At 72.0% G+C, this 18,369-nt stretch carries 18 protein-coding genes; 11 read left to right on the top strand and 7 right to left on the bottom strand.

Translation table 11 applies throughout. The features are described from left to right. Positions 1–391: 391 nt before the first annotated feature. From ACGFIK_RS08110 to ACGFIK_RS08135, 6 genes are read left to right on the top strand one after another with little or no spacing between them, the layout of a single operon-like run. Complete coding sequence (locus ACGFIK_RS08110; protein WP_357529851.1) at positions 392–880, top strand: YbaK/EbsC family protein; 489 nt, start codon at positions 392–394, stop codon at positions 878–880. Continuing rightward, a complete protein-coding gene (locus ACGFIK_RS08115; protein ID WP_357529852.1) occupies positions 877–1,632 on the top strand; it encodes a monooxygenase in 756 nt (251 codons plus the stop codon). The genes ACGFIK_RS08110 and ACGFIK_RS08115 overlap by 4 nt, the downstream gene beginning before the upstream one ends. Further along, positions 1,629–2,192, top strand: a complete 564-nt coding sequence (locus tag ACGFIK_RS08120) for a GNAT family N-acetyltransferase (RefSeq protein ID WP_327024822.1) — start codon at positions 1,629–1,631, stop codon at positions 2,190–2,192. The genes ACGFIK_RS08115 and ACGFIK_RS08120 overlap by 4 nt, the downstream gene beginning before the upstream one ends. Next, positions 2,189–3,046, top strand: a complete 858-nt coding sequence (locus ACGFIK_RS08125; RefSeq protein WP_327024821.1) for a carotenoid biosynthesis protein — start codon at positions 2,189–2,191, stop codon at positions 3,044–3,046. The genes ACGFIK_RS08120 and ACGFIK_RS08125 overlap by 4 nt, the downstream gene beginning before the upstream one ends. Next, entirely contained in the window at positions 3,043–4,170 is a 1,128-nt protein-coding gene (locus ACGFIK_RS08130) for a glycosyltransferase (protein WP_393338364.1), read from the top strand. The genes ACGFIK_RS08125 and ACGFIK_RS08130 overlap by 4 nt, the downstream gene beginning before the upstream one ends. A 56-nt stretch (positions 4,171–4,226) precedes the next feature. Continuing rightward, a complete protein-coding gene (locus tag ACGFIK_RS08135; RefSeq protein ID WP_393338366.1) occupies positions 4,227–5,714 on the top strand; it encodes a phytoene desaturase family protein in 1,488 nt (495 codons plus the stop codon). Between the two features lie 70 nt (positions 5,715–5,784). Here ACGFIK_RS08135 and ACGFIK_RS08140 read toward each other — a convergent pair whose 3' ends face one another. Both ACGFIK_RS08140 and metF read right to left on the bottom strand, forming a co-directional pair. Then, positions 5,785–6,474: a CDP-alcohol phosphatidyltransferase family protein gene (locus ACGFIK_RS08140; protein ID WP_327024818.1), complete on the bottom strand. Its 690-nt coding sequence runs from the start codon at positions 6,472–6,474 to the stop codon at positions 5,785–5,787. 43 nt (positions 6,475–6,517) lie between these two features. Next, positions 6,518–7,435: a methylenetetrahydrofolate reductase [NAD(P)H] gene (gene metF / locus ACGFIK_RS08145; protein ID WP_357529858.1), complete on the bottom strand. Its 918-nt coding sequence runs from the start codon at positions 7,433–7,435 to the stop codon at positions 6,518–6,520. 289 nt (positions 7,436–7,724) lie between these two features. Here metF and ACGFIK_RS08150 point away from each other — a divergent pair, with 289 nt between their 5' ends. Further along, a complete protein-coding gene (locus ACGFIK_RS08150) occupies positions 7,725–8,114 on the top strand; it encodes a helix-turn-helix domain-containing protein (protein WP_393338368.1) in 390 nt (129 codons plus the stop codon). A gap of 9 nt (positions 8,115–8,123) precedes the next feature. Then, the gene (locus tag ACGFIK_RS08155; RefSeq protein WP_327024814.1) at positions 8,124–9,206 is read left to right on the top strand and encodes a polyprenyl synthetase family protein; all 1,083 of its coding nucleotides are present in this window, start codon (positions 8,124–8,126) and stop codon (positions 9,204–9,206) included. A 51-nt stretch (positions 9,207–9,257) separates the two neighbouring features. Here ACGFIK_RS08155 and ACGFIK_RS08160 read toward each other — a convergent pair whose 3' ends face one another. After that, positions 9,258–9,641: an Rv2175c family DNA-binding protein gene (locus ACGFIK_RS08160; RefSeq protein ID WP_327024813.1), complete on the bottom strand. Its 384-nt coding sequence runs from the start codon at positions 9,639–9,641 to the stop codon at positions 9,258–9,260. A 153-nt stretch (positions 9,642–9,794) separates the two neighbouring features. Here ACGFIK_RS08160 and pknB point away from each other — a divergent pair, with 153 nt between their 5' ends. After that, a complete protein-coding gene (pknB, locus tag ACGFIK_RS08165; protein WP_327024812.1) occupies positions 9,795–11,783 on the top strand; it encodes a Stk1 family PASTA domain-containing Ser/Thr kinase in 1,989 nt (662 codons plus the stop codon). Continuing rightward, complete coding sequence (locus tag ACGFIK_RS08170; protein ID WP_393338373.1) at positions 11,783–12,643, top strand: deoxyribonuclease IV; 861 nt, start codon at positions 11,783–11,785, stop codon at positions 12,641–12,643. Before pknB ends, ACGFIK_RS08170 begins: the two co-directional genes overlap by 1 nt. Before the next feature lie 131 nt (positions 12,644–12,774). Here the strand turns inward: ACGFIK_RS08170 and ACGFIK_RS08175 are convergent, their stop codons facing one another. The 4 genes from ACGFIK_RS08175 to ACGFIK_RS08190 all read right to left on the bottom strand — a co-directional run bounded on the left by ACGFIK_RS08175 (position 12,775) and on the right by ACGFIK_RS08190 (position 17,690). Beyond that, positions 12,775–13,806 (bottom strand): GntG family PLP-dependent aldolase, encoded by a 1,032-nt coding sequence (locus tag ACGFIK_RS08175; RefSeq protein ID WP_327024810.1) that lies wholly within the window; start codon positions 13,804–13,806, stop codon positions 12,775–12,777. 110 nt (positions 13,807–13,916) lie between these two features. Next, complete coding sequence (locus ACGFIK_RS08180; protein WP_327024809.1) at positions 13,917–15,323, bottom strand: class II 3-deoxy-7-phosphoheptulonate synthase; 1,407 nt, start codon at positions 15,321–15,323, stop codon at positions 13,917–13,919. Between the two features lie 87 nt (positions 15,324–15,410). Then, positions 15,411–15,890: a hypothetical protein gene (locus ACGFIK_RS08185; RefSeq protein ID WP_393338377.1), complete on the bottom strand. Its 480-nt coding sequence runs from the start codon at positions 15,888–15,890 to the stop codon at positions 15,411–15,413. Between the two features lie 201 nt (positions 15,891–16,091). Further along, positions 16,092–17,690, bottom strand: coding sequence for a glycosyl hydrolase family 18 protein (locus tag ACGFIK_RS08190; protein WP_327024807.1), 1,599 nt, complete (start codon positions 17,688–17,690; stop codon positions 16,092–16,094). Between the two features lie 191 nt (positions 17,691–17,881). Between ACGFIK_RS08190 and ACGFIK_RS08195 the strand changes: the two genes are divergently transcribed. Next, positions 17,882–18,367, top strand: a complete 486-nt coding sequence (locus ACGFIK_RS08195; protein WP_327024806.1) for a glutathione peroxidase — start codon at positions 17,882–17,884, stop codon at positions 18,365–18,367. Positions 18,368–18,369: the final 2 nt, after the last annotated feature.

Consider the following 18,369-nt stretch of genomic DNA (forward strand, 5'->3'; position numbering starts at 1 on the left):
GGTGCGGAGGAAGACGCACCAGATGGGGTGGCCGGCCGGGTGTGGAGCTTCCCCACACCACACCCGGCCGGCGTACCGGCGGGTCCGTCGTCCGCCGCCCGGGGGTCGTGGGCGGCGGACGACGGTCCTGCCTGATGGGTCCGGACTCGCGACTGCCCGAAGCCCGGTGCGGTCCGCGGTACCGCACCTCTCAGGGTCAGGTGCCGCGAAACACCCACCCCGAGGAGGGTTGGAACGAACGTTCGACTCAATCGAACACTCGTTCTAACTGCTGCTGACAGTACACCCTCCCCCCGACGAAAATGCAACGTGTGACGCGCCGACCTGTCCGGCCACCGGATGCACCCTGGCCGGCTGCACCGTCTGGACGGGTACCGGGAAGAATGGCGGGATGCAGTCACACCCGAATGTCCGGGCCGTGCAGGACGCCCTCGACGCCGCCCAGGCGCGCAACGGTTCCGACGCCCCGGCCACGGTCCGCCTGTTGCCCGACGCCGTGCACACCGCCGCAGCCGCCGCCGAGGCGCTCGGCGTCGACGTGGGCGCCATCGCCAACTCCCTCGTCTTCGACGCCGACGGGGCACCGCTGCTGGTGCTGACCTCCGGCGCGCACCGGGTGGACACCACCGGCCTGGCCGCCCGGTTCGGCATCACCCGGCTGCGCCGGGCCACGCCGCAGTTCGTCAAGGAGCACACCGGCCAGGTGATCGGCGGGGTCGCCCCGGTGGGCCATCCGCAGCCGCTGCGCACCCTGGTGGACAACGCCCTGGACAAGTACGACGAGATCTGGGCCGCCGGTGGCGTACCCCAGGCGGTCTTCCCCAGCACGTACGCCGAACTGTTGCGGATCACCGGCGGCACCCCGACCGACGTGGCGTGAACGAGCGCGGCGGCGTGAACGGGCCGGAACAGGTCCCCCAACTGGTCACTCTGCACGTGTGGCGGATCCCGCGTACCGCCGTGGGTCGGGCGCTGCTGCGGATGGCGCGGGACCCGCGCCGGTTGCGCGCCCTGCCCGGCGTACGGTTCGGCAAGCTGCTCGGCACCGGGACCGGCACCGGCTTCGGGCCGGGCGACGCCGACCCGACCCGCTGGGCGGCGTTGACGGTGTGGGACTCCCCTCTCGCGGCCACCCGGTTCGCCGACTCACCGGTGGGCCGGGCCTGGTCCGACATCGCCACCGCCGGTGTCCGGCTCGACCTGCGGCCGCTGAGCAGCCGGGGTGAGTGGTCCGGTCGGCGGCCCTTCGGTGAGCCGGCCGGCGGCCGGGTGACCGGGCCGGTGCTGGCCCTGACCCGGGCCCGGTTGCGACCCACCCGCGCCCTCACCTTCTGGCGGGCGGTCCCCCCGGTGGCCGCCGCCCTGCACGCCGCACCCGGCCTGCTGGCCCGCTTCGGTGTCGGTGAGGCGCCGCTGGGCTGGCAGGGCACGGTGAGCGTGTGGCGCGATCCGGCGGACTTGGTGGGGTTCGCGTACCGTCACCCGCAGCACCGGGCCGCGATCACCCGGACGGAGACCGCGCGATGGTACGCGGAGGAACTCTTCGCCCGGTTCGAGGTGCGTGACGTGATCGGTGACCGGACGGTACTGGGGTGGGTCGACGCAGACCCGGCGAAGGGTGGACGGGCATGAGATTGGTGCGGTGGACACCGGACGATCTCCTCCGGCGACTGGACGACGTGGTGACCGTCTACGGCGAGGCCATGGGCTACCGCGCCGACCTGCTGGCGGGCCGACGCGGTTACATCGCCACCCACGTACGCCGGCCCGGTTTCCGCGCCGTGGCCAGCCTGACCGCGGAGGGCCACCTGGCCGGATTCGGGTACGGCTACACCGGCAGCGCCGGCCAGTGGTGGCACGACCAGGTCTGGCGGGCCCTCGACCCGGCCGCCCGCCGACGCTGGCTCACCGACTGCTTCGAGGTGGTCGAGTTGCACGTGAGCCCACCGGCACAGGGGCATGGTCTGGGGGCCGGGCAGTTGCGGGCCCTGCTGACCCTGGCCGAGGGGGCGACCACCCTGCTGTCCACTCCGGAGGCCGACGAGCAGACCTCCCGGGCCTGGCGGTTGTACCGCCGGTTCGGCTTCGTCGACCTGCTGCGCGACTTCCGCTTTCCCGGCGACGAGCGCCCGTTCGGGGTGCTCGGCCGGGATCTGCCCCTGGCCGCCGAGCAGCCACCCGTACGGCCATGACCGCAGCCGCACCGACCCGCTCCCTGCGGGCGGTCTACCCCTGGGTGCTGCTGGCCCTGCTGGTGCTGGCGCAGATCTGCTACCCGCTGACCGAGGGGTCGACCCGGGCCCGGCTGACCGTGGCCACCGTCGTGCTCGGCTACCTGCTCTCGGTCGGGCACGCCCTGCTCAGCCGGGGACCCCGTACCGCTTTGGCGCTCGTCGCCCTGGCCACCGGCGGCGGTTTCGCCATCGAGGCCCTGGGGGTGGCCACCGGCTTCCCCTTCGGCAGCTACGACTACTCCGGCCAACTCGGACCGAAACTGGCCGGAGTGCCACTGATCATCCCGCTGGCCTGGACCTGGATGTCCTGGCCGGCCTGGCTGGTGGCGACCCGAATCATCGGCGGCGGCACGGCACCCGGGTGGTGGCGGTGGCCGGCGCGGATCGGGCTGGCCACCCTGGGGCTGGCCACCTGGGACCTCTTCCTCGATCCCCAGATGGTCGCCGAGGGGCACTGGGTGTGGCGCGACGCCACCCCGGCGCTGCCCGGACTGGCCGGCATCCCGGTCAGCAACTACCTGGGTTGGCTGCTGTTCGCGGTGCTGGTGATGACCGCCCTGCGTCCGCTGGCCGGGTCCGCCGTGCTCGACACGGACGCCCGCGACCGACCGATGTACGCCCTCTACCTGTGGACGTACGCCTCCAGTGTGCTGGCCCACGCGGTCTTCCTGGACCTGCCCGCCTCCGCCCTGTGGGGCGGTGTCGGCATGGCGGTGATCGCGGTGCCCCTGGCGGTGACGCTGCTGCGCAGCCGCCGGACCGGCGACGACCATGCCGGCGCGGAGCGCACCCGGGCCGACGTCACGGCATGACCGGGCCGCTCGTCGTACTACTCCTCGTCGTCATGTTGACCGGGCACACCCTGGTCAACGCCGGCCGGTGGCTGCGTCGCCCGACCGACCGGCCGGTGCGGACCGGCGAACGGGTGAGCGTGCTGCTGCCGCTGCGCGACGAGGCCGACCGGGTAACCCCCTGCCTGCGGGCGCTGCTGGCCCAGCGTGGGGTACCCGGGCTGCGGATCGTGGTGCTCGACGACGGCTCCACGGACGGCACCGCCGAGGTGGTCCGCGCCCTGGTCGGCGACGATCCCCGGGTCACCCTGCACACCGGGATCGCCCCACCACCGGGCTGGTTGGGCAAGCCACACGCCTGCTGGCAGTTGGCCGGCCACGCCGAGGAGTCGGCCGAGGTGCTGGTGTTCGTCGACGCCGACGTGGTGCTCCGCCCGTACGCCGTGGCGGCGGCGGTCACCGAACTGCGCGCCGCCGGGGTGACCCTGCTGTCGCCGTACCCGAAGATCGTGGTGCGGACGGTGGCCGACCGGCTGGTGCAGCCGCTGTTGCAGTGGTTGTGGCTGACCTTCCTGCCGCTGCGGGCGATGGAAGGCTCGCCGCGGCCCTCCCTGGCCGCGGCCGGCGGGCAGTTCCTGGTCGTCGACCGGGCCGGCTACCTGCGGGCCGGGGGGCACGCCGCGGTCGCCGACCGGGTGCTGGAGGACATCGAGCTGGCCCGGGCGGTGAAACGCGCCGGGGGCCGGATCGCCCTGGCCGACGGCTCCCGGCTGGCCACCTGCCGGATGTACGACACCTGGCCGCAGTTGCGTGACGGCTACACCAAGTCCCTGTGGGCCACCTTCGGGCATCCGTTGGCCGCCGCGCTGGTGGTAGGGCTGCTGCTCCTGCTCTACACCGCGCCGCCGCTGGTCGCCGTGGCCGCCCTGCTGGCCGGGGCACCGGCCCTGGCCGGGGTGGCCGCCCTGACGTACCTGGCGGGGGTGGTGGGACGGGTGGTCAGCGCCCGGGCCACCGGCGGGCGGGCCTGGCCCGACGCGCTGAGCCACCCCGTGTCGGTCGCGGTCCTCGGTTGGTTGACCGTACGGTCGTACCATCTGCGCAAGCGGCGGCGCCTGTCCTGGCGCGGCCGTCCGGTCGGCTAGCTCCGCCTCGGCGGGTGCGGAGCAGGGACCTCGACACGGTCAGGGGAGGACGCGGCATGGCGCGGATCGTGGTCGTCGGGGCCGGGGTGGGCGGGCTGGCCACCGCCGCCCGGCTGGCTGTCACCGGGCACCAGGTGACCGTTCTGGAGCAGGCCGACACGGTCGGCGGCAAGCTGGGACGACACACCCGCGACACCCCCTCGGGCCAGTTCCACTTCGACACCGGGCCCAGCCTGCTCACCCTGCCCGAGGTCTTCCACGAGCTGTTCGAGGCCACCGGGGCGAAGCTGGACGAATACCTGGACCTGGTGCCGCTGGACCCGATCGTGCGGCACGTCTTCCCCGACGGTGCTCCGGTGCTGGACTCCTGCGCCGACCCGGCGGAGTTCACCGCCCGCATCGGCGCGGCCTTCGGTGACCGGGCCGCCGCGGACTGGCAGCGGCTGTGGCGGCGCGCCGCCCGGGTCTGGCGGGCCAGCGAACACGACATCCTGCGCCGCCGGGTCGACTCCCCCCGGGACCTGGCCCGACTGGCCTGGCGGCTGGGCGACCTGGCGGCGATCCGCCCCGGGCAGAGCCTGCGCGGACTGGGCCGGTCCCACCTGTCCGATCCTCGACTGCGGATGCTGCTGGACCGGTACGCCACCTACACCGGCGCCGATCCGCGTCGGGCCCCGGCCGCCCTGGTCGCGGTCCCCTACGCCGAACTGGCCTTCGGCGGCTGGTACCTGCGTGGCGGGCTGGGCACCCTGGCCGACGCCCTGCTGTCGCGCTGCCTGGACCTGGGGGTGGTGGTGCGTACCGGCACCACGGTCACCCGGATCGACGCCACCGGCGGTCGGGTGCACGGGGTACGCGTGGCCGACCAGCGCGCCCCGATCCCCGCCGACGTGGTGGTGGCCAATGTCGACGCCCTGACGGTCTACCGTGACCTGCTGCCGGACCCCCGCCGGTTGGCCGGGCTCACCGACCGCAGCCTGGCCGGCTTCGTGCTGCTGCTCGGCGTACGCGGGGACAGCGGGCTGGCCCACCACAACGTCTTCTTCCCGCGCGACTACGACGCCGAGTTCGACGCGGTCTTCGGCTACCCGGGTCGGGGGATCCGGGCCCGGCCGGCCGCCGACCCGACGATCTTCGTCACGGTGGCCGACGATCCGGCGGTCCGCCCGGAGGGCCACGAGGCGTGGTTCGTGCTGGTCAACGCCGCCCGCCAGGGCACCACCCCCGACGCGATCGACTGGCGTCGACCGGGGCTGGCGCAGGCGTACGCCGATCGGATCCTGGAGGTGCTGGCCGAGCGCGGCGTGGAGGTCCGCGACCGGCTGGTGTTCCAGGACATCCGGACCCCGGCCGACCTGGCCACCGCCACCGGCGCCCCGGGCGGCACCATCTACGGCACCGCCGGTGGCCTGCTGCGGCCGGCCAACCGGGGACCGGCGCGCGGCCTGTGGCTGGTCGGCGGCTCCAGTCACCCGGGCGGCGGCCTGCCGATGGTGACCCTGTCCGCCCAGATCGTCGCCGATGCCGTCGGCCCCGCCTGGTAGGTGCAAGGAAGGGCACCTTATTAACGCCTCGGGTAGAGGAAGGGCCCCTTGTTAACACTCCGGGAGGCGGTCAGTCGGCGTCGAGCAACGCCCGACGTACCGCGGAGAGCAGTTGCCCCAGCCCGAAGGCGGCCAGCAGCACCCACACCGCGGTCGCCATGGTGATGGTGCCGGCCGCCAGATCCGGCTGGATCAGCCCGGTCAGGCCGGCCAGCAGCAGCCCCACCAGGGCCACGCAGACCCGGGTGGGCCGCTCCCCCACCGTCACCGCGCCGATCTCCCGCATCCCGGCGGCGACCGCCCTGGCCCGGACGTACTCGTGCAGCCAGGACAGCGCGCCGGCCGCGACGACCAGCGCACCCGGCGCACCGACCAGCCAGAACGCCGCCAGCCAGGCGACCTCACCGATCCGGTCGGCCAGCGAGTCGTAGACATAGCCGAGCCGGGTCGTGCGCCCGGTGGCCACCGCCACCGCCCCGTCGACACTGTCGGCCACCGAGGCGAGCAACACGAACAGGGCGCCGAGGAACGGACCGTCACCGGGACGGACCGCGAACAACGGCACACAGAGGCAGAGGAGTACGCCGACCGCCGTCACCGCGGTCGGACCGACCCGCAGCCGGCCCAGCAGAAACCCGAGATGGTACGCCAGACGCAGCCAACCGCGTACCACCGGCGTGGCGGCACGGGGGTCGAACCCACCGTGCAGTCGGGCCCACGCGGTGGCGTACTCGTTCCAGTTCAGCTGTCTGCCCACCACGGTTCAACCGTCGCGGCGGCGCTGAGGTATCGCGCCGTCGAGCTCACTTCGAGGCGCCCACCCGCAGGTTCTGCCAGATCTCCCGGGTCGCGGTGGACCGGTTGAAGGTGATGAAGTGGATGCCCGGAACACCCTCGGCGAGCAGCCGCTGACACATCTCGCTGGTCTGCTCGATGCCGAGCCGGCGGACCGCCTCCGGGTCGTCGGCGACCCGCTCGAACCGCTCGGCCAGCGCCGGCGGGAAGGGGGCCCCAGACAGTTGCACGGAGCGTTCGATCGTGCCGATGCGGATCACCGGCATCACCCCGGCCAGGATGGGGGTGTCACAGCCGGCGGCGGCCACCCGGTCCCGCAGGCGGAGGTACTCCTCGGCGTCGAAGAACATCTGGGTGATGGCGAAATCGGCACCGGCCCGACACTTGCGGACGAAGTGCTCGGTGTCCGTGGCGATGTCCGGCGAACGCGGATGCCGGTACGGGAAGGCGGCCACCCCGACACTGAAGTCGCCCGAGCGGCGTACCAGGCGGACGAGATCCTCGGCGTAGTCGACGCCCTCGGGGTGCCGGACCCACTCGCCGGTCGGGTCACCGGGCGGGTCACCCCGCACGGCCAGCACGTTGCGCACCCCGACACCGGCCAGCCGCCCGATCACGTGCCGCAGCTCGGCCACCGAGTGGTTGACCGCGGTCAGGTGAGCCATCGGCAGCAGGGTGGTCTCGGTGGCCACCCGTTCGGTGACCGAGACAGTGGTGTCCCGCGTGGTGCCGCCGGCACCGTAGGTGATCGAGACGAACGAGGGCCGCAACGGCTCCAGCTCGCGGATCGCCTGCCAGAGCTGCCGCTCGCCCTCCGCCGTCTTCGGCGGCATGAACTCGAAGGAGAAGGTCGGCTGGCAGTCACGGACCAGCTCCCCGATCGCTGGTTGCGGATTCGGGAGGACCGAGGGTAGACCGAGCGCCACGCATCGACTCTAGCCGGAGAGTCCACGGATCCCTATCCGCTTCCCACTGCCAGGGATCACTGCCCGACCGTCCAGGCGCCCCCGGCCCAGTTCTCCGGTGTGGCCCGGGCCTGTTACCGGTCCGGGCCGGGTCCAGTTCGCCGGACGGGAAAACGTCGGACCCCTCGGATATCTGTTGTTCAGCGCGGGTGGTCTGCGGACCGCAGGGGGCCGCGCGGGGGTCATGATCCACCGATGGGTGGTCCGAGTCCGGGCCGACCATCCCGCGTGTCGACCCTCCGGAGGACCGATGTTCCCGCACCCGCCCGATCCGCTGTCCGGGCCGCCACTGACCCGGTTACGGCTGGCCCGAGGGTGGAGCCAGTCCCGGCTGGCCGCCGAATTGTGCGCCGCCGCCGGGGTGCCGACCCTCAGCCGGCACGAGATCTCCCGATGGGAGCGCCAGCGGCGTACCCCCGGCCGGTTCTGGCACGGCTGGCTGGCCGCCGTGCTCGGCGTACCCTCCGATCCGCCGGCCGACCCGGGCGAGGCCGGCGGACCGGCAGCGGCGGCCGGCGACCGGGAGCGGCGACGCGGGCCCTGCCGACCGGCTTCGGCGCGCCCACCGACCCGGATCCCCCGGCGAGTCGCGACGCGCCGGAACGTGGGTGGGTCGGCGCGCCGCGATCCGGCCTACTAGCGTCGGGACGTGACCCACGCTGCTCCTGTCTCTCCGGTCGACCGGGCCGGCCTCCGCCAACGGGTGGACCAGGCCCTCTCCGACTTCCTCACCGGCCGCCGATCGTGGATGACCGACCTCGATGCGGCCCTGGTGCCGGTCGCCGACGCGATCGAGGCGTTCGTGCTGGGCGGCGGCAAGCGGCTACGGCCCGCCTTCGCCTACTGGGGGTACCGAGGAGCCGGCGGAGTGGACACCGACGCGGTGGTCACCGCCCTGGCCGCCCTGGAGTTGGTCCAGGCCAGCGCCCTGATCCACGACGATCTGATGGACCGCTCGGACACCCGGCGGGGTGAGCCGGCGGTGCACCGCCGATTCGCCACCTGGCACCGCACGGCCGGCTGGGGTGGCTCTCCGGACGGCTTCGGCGACGCGGCGGCGATCCTGCTGGGCGACCTGTGCCTGGTCTGGTCCGACGAGCTGCTGCACTCCGCCGGGCTGGATCCCCGGACGGTGGCCCGGGCCCGGCCGGACTTCGACGAGATGCGTACCGAGGTCACCGTCGGGCAGTACCTCGACGTGGTGACCCAGGCCACCGGGGACACCTCGTTGGAGCGGGCCAGCAAGGTGGCCCGGTACAAGTCGGCCAAGTACACCGTCGAGCGACCCCTGCTGATCGGCGCGGCGCTGGCCGACGCCTCCGCCGACGTACGGGTCGCCTACTCGGCGTACGGGCTGCCGCTGGGTGAGGCGTTCCAGCTGCGCGACGACGTCCTGGGAGTCTTCGGTGATCCCGCCCAGACCGGCAAGCCGGCCGGCGACGACCTGCGCGAGGGCAAGCGGACCTACCTGGTGGCGGCGGCCCTGGAAGCGGCTGACGAGGCCGACCGGGCCGTCCTGCTCGCCGGGCTGGGCGACCCGGAGCTGGACCAGACCGGGGTGGTCCGACTACGGGACCTGATCACCTCCACCGGCGCCCTGGCCCGCACCGAGCAGCGCATCGTCACCCTCACCGACGCCGCCCTGGCCGCGTTGAGCGCCGTCGACCTGGACACCGAAGCCCGCCAGTCCCTGGTCGACCTGGCCATAGCCGCCACCCGCCGCACCGACTGACGTCCTCACCCCGCCTCCGTACGGCGAGGGCGGGGTGAGGGGTGGGGTGGGTCAGAAGCCGAGGGCCTGGGCGCGGCGTTTCACCTCGCGGGCCTGGTCGCCGGCGAGGGCGGTGGCGGGGGTGCCGCCCGGCAGGGTCGGGTCGGGCTCGTAGAGCCAGCGTAGCGCCGCCTCGTCGTCGTAACCGGCGTCGGCCAGCAGGTTGAGCACGCCGGGCAGGTGCTTGAGCACGGTGTCGTTGGCCACCAGGTCGGTCGGGATCCGGCGGACACCGTCGCGGCGTACCGCGATCAGTTCCCGGTCCCTGATCTTCTGGTGCACCTTGCTGATCGGCAGATCGAGCCGCTCGGCGACGTCCGGCAGGGTCAGCCAGTCCGTCGGCCCGGCGGGGGTGGCCCCCGGCGCGGCGTTGTCGGTGGGTACGGAGTCGGTCACCCGACCACCCTGCCACGTCCTCCCGGCACCGGGTCAACAGCCTCCCTGACCAGGATCGACCACCGTCCGTGACACCACGGCGGACCCGGGGAGGCTCGCTCGGCGGTAGCATCCTGTTCAACCTTCATCCCCCGACACATAGACTCGCTGCCGATGGACACACAGGTCGCCGACACGTTGCTGGGCTCGCTGATCGACGGGCGCTACCGCATCCGCGGTCGCGTGGCTCGTGGCGGCATGGCGACCGTGTACACCGCCACGGACGAACGACTCGAACGCATCGTGGCGGTCAAGATCATTCACTCGACATCGGGGCCGACGGACCGGGCCGGTCTGGCCAGCTTCGTCGACCGGTTCAGCGACGAGGCGAAGACCATCGCCCGGCTGACCCACCCCAACGTGGTCGCGGTCTACGACCAGGGCACCCACGCCGGGCGGCCGTACCTGGTCATGGAGTACGTCCGGGGGCGCACCCTGCGGGAGGTGCTGACCGAGCGGCGCCGACTCAACCCGGACGAGGCGCTGGCCATCACCGAGCAGATCCTGGCCGCCCTGGCCGCCGCGCACCGGGCCGGGCTGGTGCACCGCGACGTCAAGCCGGAGAACGTGCTCGTCGCCGAGGCACCCAGCGGCGGTCCGGCCAACCTGGTCGACAGCGTCGTGAAGGTCACCGACTTCGGGTTGGCGCAGGCCGTGGAGGCGAGCACCGACCACGACAGCGGCAACCAGCTGATGGCCACGGTCGCGTACGTCGCCCCGGAGCTGGTCACCACCGGCCGGGCCGACGCCCGTACGGACGTCTACTCCACCGGCATCGTGCTGTTCGAGATGCTGACCGGCCGGGTGCCGTACGACGGTGACCGGCCGATCGACATCGCCTGGCAGCATGTCGACCGGGACGTCCCCGCGCCCTCGACCCTGGTACCCGGCCTGCCCAGGGTGCTCGACGACCTGGTGGCCCGGGCCACCCGCCGTGACCCGGCTACCCGGCCGGTCGATGCCGGGGCGCTGCTGGCCGAGGTGCAGGTGGCCCGGGACGGAATCGGCAACGCCAACGCCCAGACCGCCATGCTGTCCGCAGTGGCCGACGACCCGGTGGTCGCCCAGCCCACCATGATGGTGGCGGCGGTCCGCCCCGCCGAGCGGCCCACCTGGGCCCGGCTGCCCGAGGGTGGGGCACCCGCCCGGGGACGTCGTCGGGCGGCCCCGGACGGCGACGGGAATCGGTGGGCCCAACTCGCCGAATGGCGTACCCGTCTCCTGGGCGAGTCGAACGGACGTCTCGCGGTCGCCGCCGTCGTGGTCGTCCTCGGCCTGGTGGCCGCCCTCGGCGGCTGGTGGTTCGGGGTGGGCCGCTACACCACCGCCCCGCAACTGGTCAGCATGACCAAGGCCCAGGCGGAGGCGCAGGCGGCGCAGGGCGGCTTCACCCTGAAGTACGCCGACCCGCGCCACGACGAGCAGATCCCGCGCGACGGGGTGGTGGCGCAGGAGCCCGCCTCGGCCGCCCGGATCCTCAAGGGCGGCACCATCACCCTGACCCTGTCGCTGGGGCCGGCCCGGTTCCCGATGCCCGACGTGGTGGGCAAGGAGTTCGACCTGGCCGAAACCGACCTGGTCAACGCCCAACTGAAGATCGTCAAGGGCAACGCCCGGTACGACGACAGCCTGCCCGAAGGCGTGGTGGTGGCCACCAAGCCGGAGGCCGGCAAGGAAGTCGAGCCGGGCGACGAGATCACCGTCATCCTGAGCAAGGGCCGCGCCCCGATCACGGTGCCGAACCTGGTCGGCAAGAGCCTCAACGAGGCCCGTACCCAGATCGCCCAGCTCGGCCTGGTCCTGGTGGAACCGACCTACAAGCAGTCCGACAAGCCCCGCGACGAGGTGCTCGGGCAGAGCCCGGCCGACGGCAGCGGGGTGGAGAAGGGTGCCCAGGTCCGGCTGGAGGTCAGCGAAGGTCCACCGCTGGTGGCCGTACCCCGGGTCATCGACCTGCCCTGTCAGCAGGCCAAGCAGGTGCTGGAGAGCCAGGGCTTCCCGGTGGCGGTGCAGTTCAACCCGGCGGCCGTGGCCCGGTTCCAGAACCCGCCCGAGAACACGCAGGTGGCCCCCGGCACCCAGATCACCATCGGGTGCTTCTGATGACCAGCCACCGGCCGATCGGCTCGCACACCCCCACCTCGGGTGGACTGGCGAAGGCGGCACTGCCGTACCTCGACGCCGCCGGGTCCGAGGTGGCCCAGGTGTACGTCGGCAACTCCCGGGGCTGGGCGATGCCGGCCGGTGACCCCGGGCAGGACGCCCTGTTCCGCGACGGCTGCGCCGAGCGGGGCACGGCCGTCTACATCCACGCTTCGCTGCTGGTCAACCTGGGTTCACCGACCCCGGCCACGGTCGAACGGTCCCGGCAGAGCCTGGCCCACGCCCTGCGCCGGGGCACCGCGATCGGTGCTCGCGCAGTGGTGTTCCACGCCGGCAGCGCGGTGGACGCCGGGCACGCCGAGGCGGCCATGCGGCAGGTACGCGAATCCCTGCTGCCGCTACTGGACTCGGCGGCCGACAGTGGCGGGCCGATGCTGCTGGTCGAGCCGAGCGCGGGCGGCGGCCGGTCGCTGGCCAGCCGGGTGGAGCACCTCGGCCCCTACCTCGACGCGGTGGACCGGCACCCATGGCTGGGGGTCTGCTTCGACACCTGCCACGCCTGGGCCGCCGGGCACGATCTGGCTGCCGAAGGCGGCATGACCGAGACCCTGGACACCCTGGTGGCGACCGTCGGCGCGGATCGGCTCCGGCTGGTGCACGCCAACGACTCGAAGGACCTGTGCGGCTCCACCCGGGACCGGCACGAGAACATCGGCAAGGGCAACATCGGCGAGCCCGCCTTCGCCGAACTGATGCGTCACCCCGCCACCGCCGGCGTCCCCATCCTCGTGGAAACCCCCACCACCCACCACGAAGGCCACGCCACCGACATAACCACCCTCCGCCGCCTCCTCCCCTAACACCCCCCACCGGCCCCCTCTGGCCCCCGGGTTTGCCCCGTTGATCATGAGGTTAGCGGCAGTGTTCGATCTCCACACTGCCGCTAACCTCATGATCAACGGGGCTAAAAGGGGGAGGCGGGGAGGGGATGTTAGGCGCGGAGGAGGTGGGTGAGGGTGGTGATGGCTTGGTCGATGGCGGGGTCGGGGACGTCCATGTGGGTCACCAGGCGGGCGGTGTGGGGGCCCAGGACGGAGATCAGCAGGCCCTCGGCGCGGGCCGCTGCGGCCAGGGTGGGGGCGTCCAGGGAGGTTTTGGCCAGGTCCAGGGGGACCAGGTTGGTGCGTACCGGGGCGGCCAGCACCCCGAACGGGGCGATCGCCTCCGCTAGCCGGGCCGCCTTGGCGTGATCCTCGGCGAGACGGTCGATGTGGTGGGCCAGGGCGTACCGGCCGGCGGCGGCCAGGATGCCGGCCTGGCGCATCCCGCCACCCATCCGCTTACGGATCACCCGCGCCCGCTCGATCTTGTCGGCGGCACCGACGACCAGCGAGCCGACCGGCGCGCCGAGCCCCTTGGACAGGCAGACCGAGAGGGTGTCGAACAGCCCACCGTAGGTGGCCAGCGGCACCCCGTCGGCGACATGGGCGTGCCAGATCCGGGCTCCGTCGCAGTGCAGCGCCACCTGCGCCTCGTCGGCGACCTGCCGCAACCGCCGCAGCGTGTCGAGGGGGATCACCCCGCCGCCGCCACGATTGTGGGTCTGCTCCACCGCGATCGCCCGGGTGGGCACCGCCCAGTAGCCGTCGGGACGGATCATGCCGGCGACCACGTCGGGGTCCACGTCCGCGCCCACCGCCGACCACGTCCGCGAGGTCATTCCGCCGTACGCGGCAGCCGCCCCCATCTCGTACGTGATCACATGGGCGTCGGCGTCGCAGAGCAACTCCGCCCCGGGCGGCACCAGCAGTTGCAGGGCGATCTGGTTGGCCATCGAGCCGGTCGGGCAGAACAGCGCTGCCTCGTGACCGAACAGCGCGGCGACCTCGGCCTCCAGCGCGTTGACGGTCGGGTCCTCGCCGTAGACGTCGTCACCGACCTCGGCGGCGGCCATCGCCTCCCGCATCCCGGGGGTGGGCCGGGTGACCGTGTCCGAACGCAGATCGATGAGATTCTCAGCCACGGTCATCCCTTCCGGCCGCCGACTGCGGGGCTCGCAAGCTCACTCCTCGCGTCAGCCACAGTGCCACCTTCCGGCTGCCGACTGCGGGGCTCGCAAGCTCACTCCTCGCGTCAGCCACGGAGCATCTCCGCTACGAGGAAGGCCAGTTCCAGTGACTGCTGGGTGTTCAGGCGGGGGTCGCAGGCGGTCTCGTACCGGTCGGGCAGGTCCAGGTCCTCGATGCCCTGGGCGCCGCCGAGGCACTCGGTGACATCCTCACCGGTCAGCTCGACATGCAGGCCGCCGGGGTGGGTGTCCAGGCTGCGGTGCACCTCGAAGTAGCCCAGCACCTCGTCGACGATCCGGTCGAAGTGCCGGGTCTTGTAGCCGTTGGAGGACTCGTGGGTGTTGCCGTGCATCGGGTCGCACTGCCACACCACCTTCGCCCCGGCGGCGGTCACCTTGGCCACGATCGGCGGCAGGGCGTCGCGTACCTTGTGGTTGCCCATCCGGCTGATCAGGGTTAGCCGCCCGGGGATGTTCTCCGGGTTCAGCTTCTCGCACAGCTCGATCGCCTCGTCCGGGGTGGTGGTCGGGCCGAGTTTGACCCCGATCGGGTTGGCGATGCGGGAGATGAAGTCGATGTGGGCGCCGTCGATCTGCCGGGTGCGCTCGCCGATCCACAGGAAGTGCCCGGACAGCCCGTACGCCCGACGGTCGGAGACCCGGGTCAGCGCCCGGTCGTACTCCAGGGCCAGGGCCTCGTGGGAGCAGTAGAGAGTGACCGTACGCAGGGCATCGTCGTCGGTCATCCCGCAGGCCCGAATGAAGGCCAGCGCCCGGTCGATCTCCCGGGCGATCGCCTCGTACCGTTCCCCGGCCGGGGAATTGCGTACGAAGCCCTTGTTCCAGTCGTGCACGGCGTGCAGGTCGGCCAGTCCCCCGGCCAGGTAGGCGCGGAGCATGTTCATCGCGGCGGCCGAGTTGGCGTACGCCCGGATCATGCGTTGCGGGTCGGCGACCCGGGCCTCCGGGGTGGCCTCGAGGGAATTGATCATGTCGCCGCGGTAGGCCGGAAGGCCCCGGGCGTCCGTCGGGAGCGACCGGGGCTTGGTGTACTGCCCGGCGACCCGGGCCACCTTCACCACCGGCAGCGAGGCGCCGTAGGTGAGCACGATCGCCATCTGCAACAGGGTGCGGGCGTTGGCCAGCAGGTGACTCTCGGTGTTGTCGGCGAAGGTCTCCGCGCAGTCACCGCCCTGCAGCAGGAAGGCCTTGCCCTCGCAGACCAGGGCCAGGCGCTGCCGCAACTGGTCGACCTCGTAGGGGGCGACCACCGACGGGACCCGGTCGAGCACCTTGCAGACCTCGGCCACCTGGGCCGGGTCCTCCCAGGGTGGGGTCTGGGCGCGGGGCAACTCTCGCCAGCGGTCCAGGCCGAGGGCCTCGTCCTCGGCGGAGTCGACGGTCGGACGGCTGGTCTGCAACACCGGGCTGCCCACCGCCGGATGACTCAACTGATGCCACTCATGCCGCATGACAAGAAGCGTACGGCGGCCTGAGCGCCTACCGCCCATCGAGGGGCCGGGTTCCGGTAACTGGACGACCGTGAACGTTGTCGCAGGTCAGGGCGTCGGGGCGGGTGCCGGGCTGTGCCCACCGGGGCGCTCGCCCGAGATGCACCAGTCCAGCCCCTCACGGGTGACTGTGAACAACAGTCCCCGGTCCGCCTTGCGCTTACCCACCGTGACGGTAACCACAGTGCTGACCTCCTGCCCGAGGGGGCCCGGGCGGATGTCGGTGATCTCGGTCTGGGCCACCGTGAAGTGGTCGGCGAAGTCACCGTTCGGCCCGGTCGCGGCCTCGTCGAACGACTCGTGCAGCACCGTGCAGAGTTGACTGCGCCCGGCCACGACGTCCTTGGCCACCATCGCGTCCAGGTACGCCTGTACCCGCTCGCGGGACTTGGCCAGGGCCTCCTCGGCGGGTGCCCGACCGGGTTGCTCCGCCGGTTCCTTCTCGCCGCCGATCAGTCCGCAACCGACCAGGGCGAACGGCACGGTCGTGAGCAGGGCGAGGGCGGCGCAGCGCCGGTGAACTCGCATCGTCACCTCCCGATCTGCGGACTTTGCACCGTCCGACCGGCGAGTCTGTCACACCCGCCTCGGATGCAAGGAAGGGCCCCTTGTTATCGCCTTTTGCATAGGAGGGGCCCCCTATTAACATCCGGCAAGATCGAGCTGCCGAATTGTTAACAGGGGACCCCTGCTCTACCGCAGGCGTTAACAGGGGGCCCTTCCTTACCGTCAGCCGAGGCCGCCGCGGATGGCGGTGATCAATTCGCCGTTGCTGGTGTCACCGGAGAGTTCCCAGAAGAAGGCGCCGCCGAGGCCCTGGTTCCTGGCGTACGTCATCTTGCCCCCGATGGTCGAGGGGGTGTCGTAGCTCCACCAGTTGCTGCCGCACTTGGCGTACGCCGTGCCGCCGACGGTGCCGGTGGCCGGGCAGGTGTTCTTGAGCACCTTGTAGTCCTCGATGCCCTGCTCGTAGGTGCCCGGGGCGGGGCCGGTGGCGGTGCCGCCCGGTGCGGTCTGGGTGACCCCGGTCCAGCCCCGGCCGTAGAAGCCGATGCCGAGCAGCAGCTTGTTGGCCGGGATGCCCTTGCTCTTGAGCTTCTGGATGGCCGCGTCCGACCAGAAGCCCTGCTGCGGGATGCCGGAGTACGAGTAGAGCGGCGAGTGCGGGGCGGTGGGGCCCTGCGGGTTGAAGGCGCCGAAGTAGTCGTACGTCATCGGCATGATCCAGTTTAGGTGGGTGGCGGCGCCGGCGTAGTCGGTAGCGTCGATCTTGCCGCCGTTGCTGCCGTCCGCGGTGATCGCGGCGGTGACCAGAGCCGACGACCCGAACCGGGTACGCAACGCACTGGCCACGTTCTTGAACGCGTTCGGGCCGCTGGCGTCACAGGTCAGACCGCAGGCGTTCGGGTACTCCCAGTCGATGTCGATGCCGTCGAAGACGTCCGCCCAGCGCGGGTCCTCGACCAGGTTGTAGCAGCTCTCGGCGAAGGCGGTCGGGTTCTGCGCGGCCTGGGTGAAGCCGCCGGACCAGGTCCAGCCGCCGAAGGACCAGATCACCTTGAGGTGCGGGTACATCTGCTTGAGCTTGCGCAGCTGGTTGAAGCTGCCCCGCAGCGGCTGATCCCAGGTGTCGGCGACCCCGTCGACACTCTCCGCCGCGGTGTACGCCTTCTCGTAGTCGGCGTAGCTGTCGCCGATGGTGCACCGGCCGCCGGTGGTGTTGCCGAAGGCGTACAGGATGTGGGTCAGCTTCGACGCCGAGCCGCTGGTGTGGATGTTCTTGACGTGGTAGTTGCGGGCGTAGACCCCCCACTGGACGAAGTAGCCGACCACCTTCTGGCCGCTCGGCGGCGGGGTGGTCGGGGGCGGGGTGGTCGGCGGGGGTGGAGGTGTGGTCGTCGGCGGCGGGGTGGTCGGGGGCGGGGTGCCGCCGCCGCAGGCCACGCCGTTGACGGTGCAGTTCAGCGGCGCCCGGTACCCCCCGGTGCCGTTGTAGCCCCAGCTGAAGGAGGCGCCCGGCGCCAGGGCACCGGCCCAGCTCTTCTTGACCGCCACGTAGCGGTTGCCGTTACGGGTGACGTCGGCGTCCCAGGAGCTGCTGATGCTGGTGCCCGAGGGCAGCTCGAACTCGATGCGCCAGGTGCTGACGCTGGCACTGGAACCGTTGGTGATGGTGACCCTCGTTTCGTGACCGGTGCCCCAATCCTGCACCCGGGCGAACGAGGTGGTGACACTTCCGGCGCCGAACGCCGAGGCCATCGGGACCGTGGCGACGGTCACCGCGACCGCGGCGCCGACCCAGAGGGCCCGGCGGAGCGATCTCTTCATGTGGCGCCTCCAAACAGTTAGGAAACTTTCCAAATTGTTGAGGAGACGCTACTCACGCGACCACACTTCGTCAAGATGTAGATGTATCGATTGCTGACCCGGAGAGAAACCACGTCGTTCGCTGTTACCTGGCGGTAGACGCCGCCGCGCGGCATGATCCGGTACGGCGGCATCGGCGGTACCCTCGCGCCATGTCCGTCTTCGACACCCAGATCAACTCCCTGACCGGCGGCCCGGCCGATCTCGCGCAGTACCGCGGGAAGGCCCTGCTGGTGGTCAATGTCGCCTCCCGCTGCGGCCTCACCGGCCAGTACGCCGGTCTGCAGGCCCTTCAGGACGAGTACGCCGACCGTGGGCTGGTGGTGCTCGGCGTCCCGTGCAACCAGTTCGGCGGCCAGGAACCGGGCAGCGCTGCGGAGATCAGCGAGTTCTGCCAGGTCAACTACGGCGTCACCTTCCCGCTGACGGAGAAGGTCGAGGTCAACGGCCCCGACCGTCATCCCCTCTACGCCGCCCTGGTGGACACCCCGGACGCCGAAGGCCACACCGGGGACATCCGGTGGAACTTCGAGAAGTTCCTCGTCGCCCCGGACGGCACCGTGGCCGCCCGTTTCGATCCGACGGTCACCCCGGAGGACCCCACCCTGCGCACCACTCTGGAGAAGATCCTGCCCTGACC

This window comes from Micromonospora sp. NPDC048871 (genome assembly GCF_043198155.1).
Lineage (GTDB): Bacteria > Actinomycetota > Actinomycetes > Mycobacteriales > Micromonosporaceae > Micromonospora.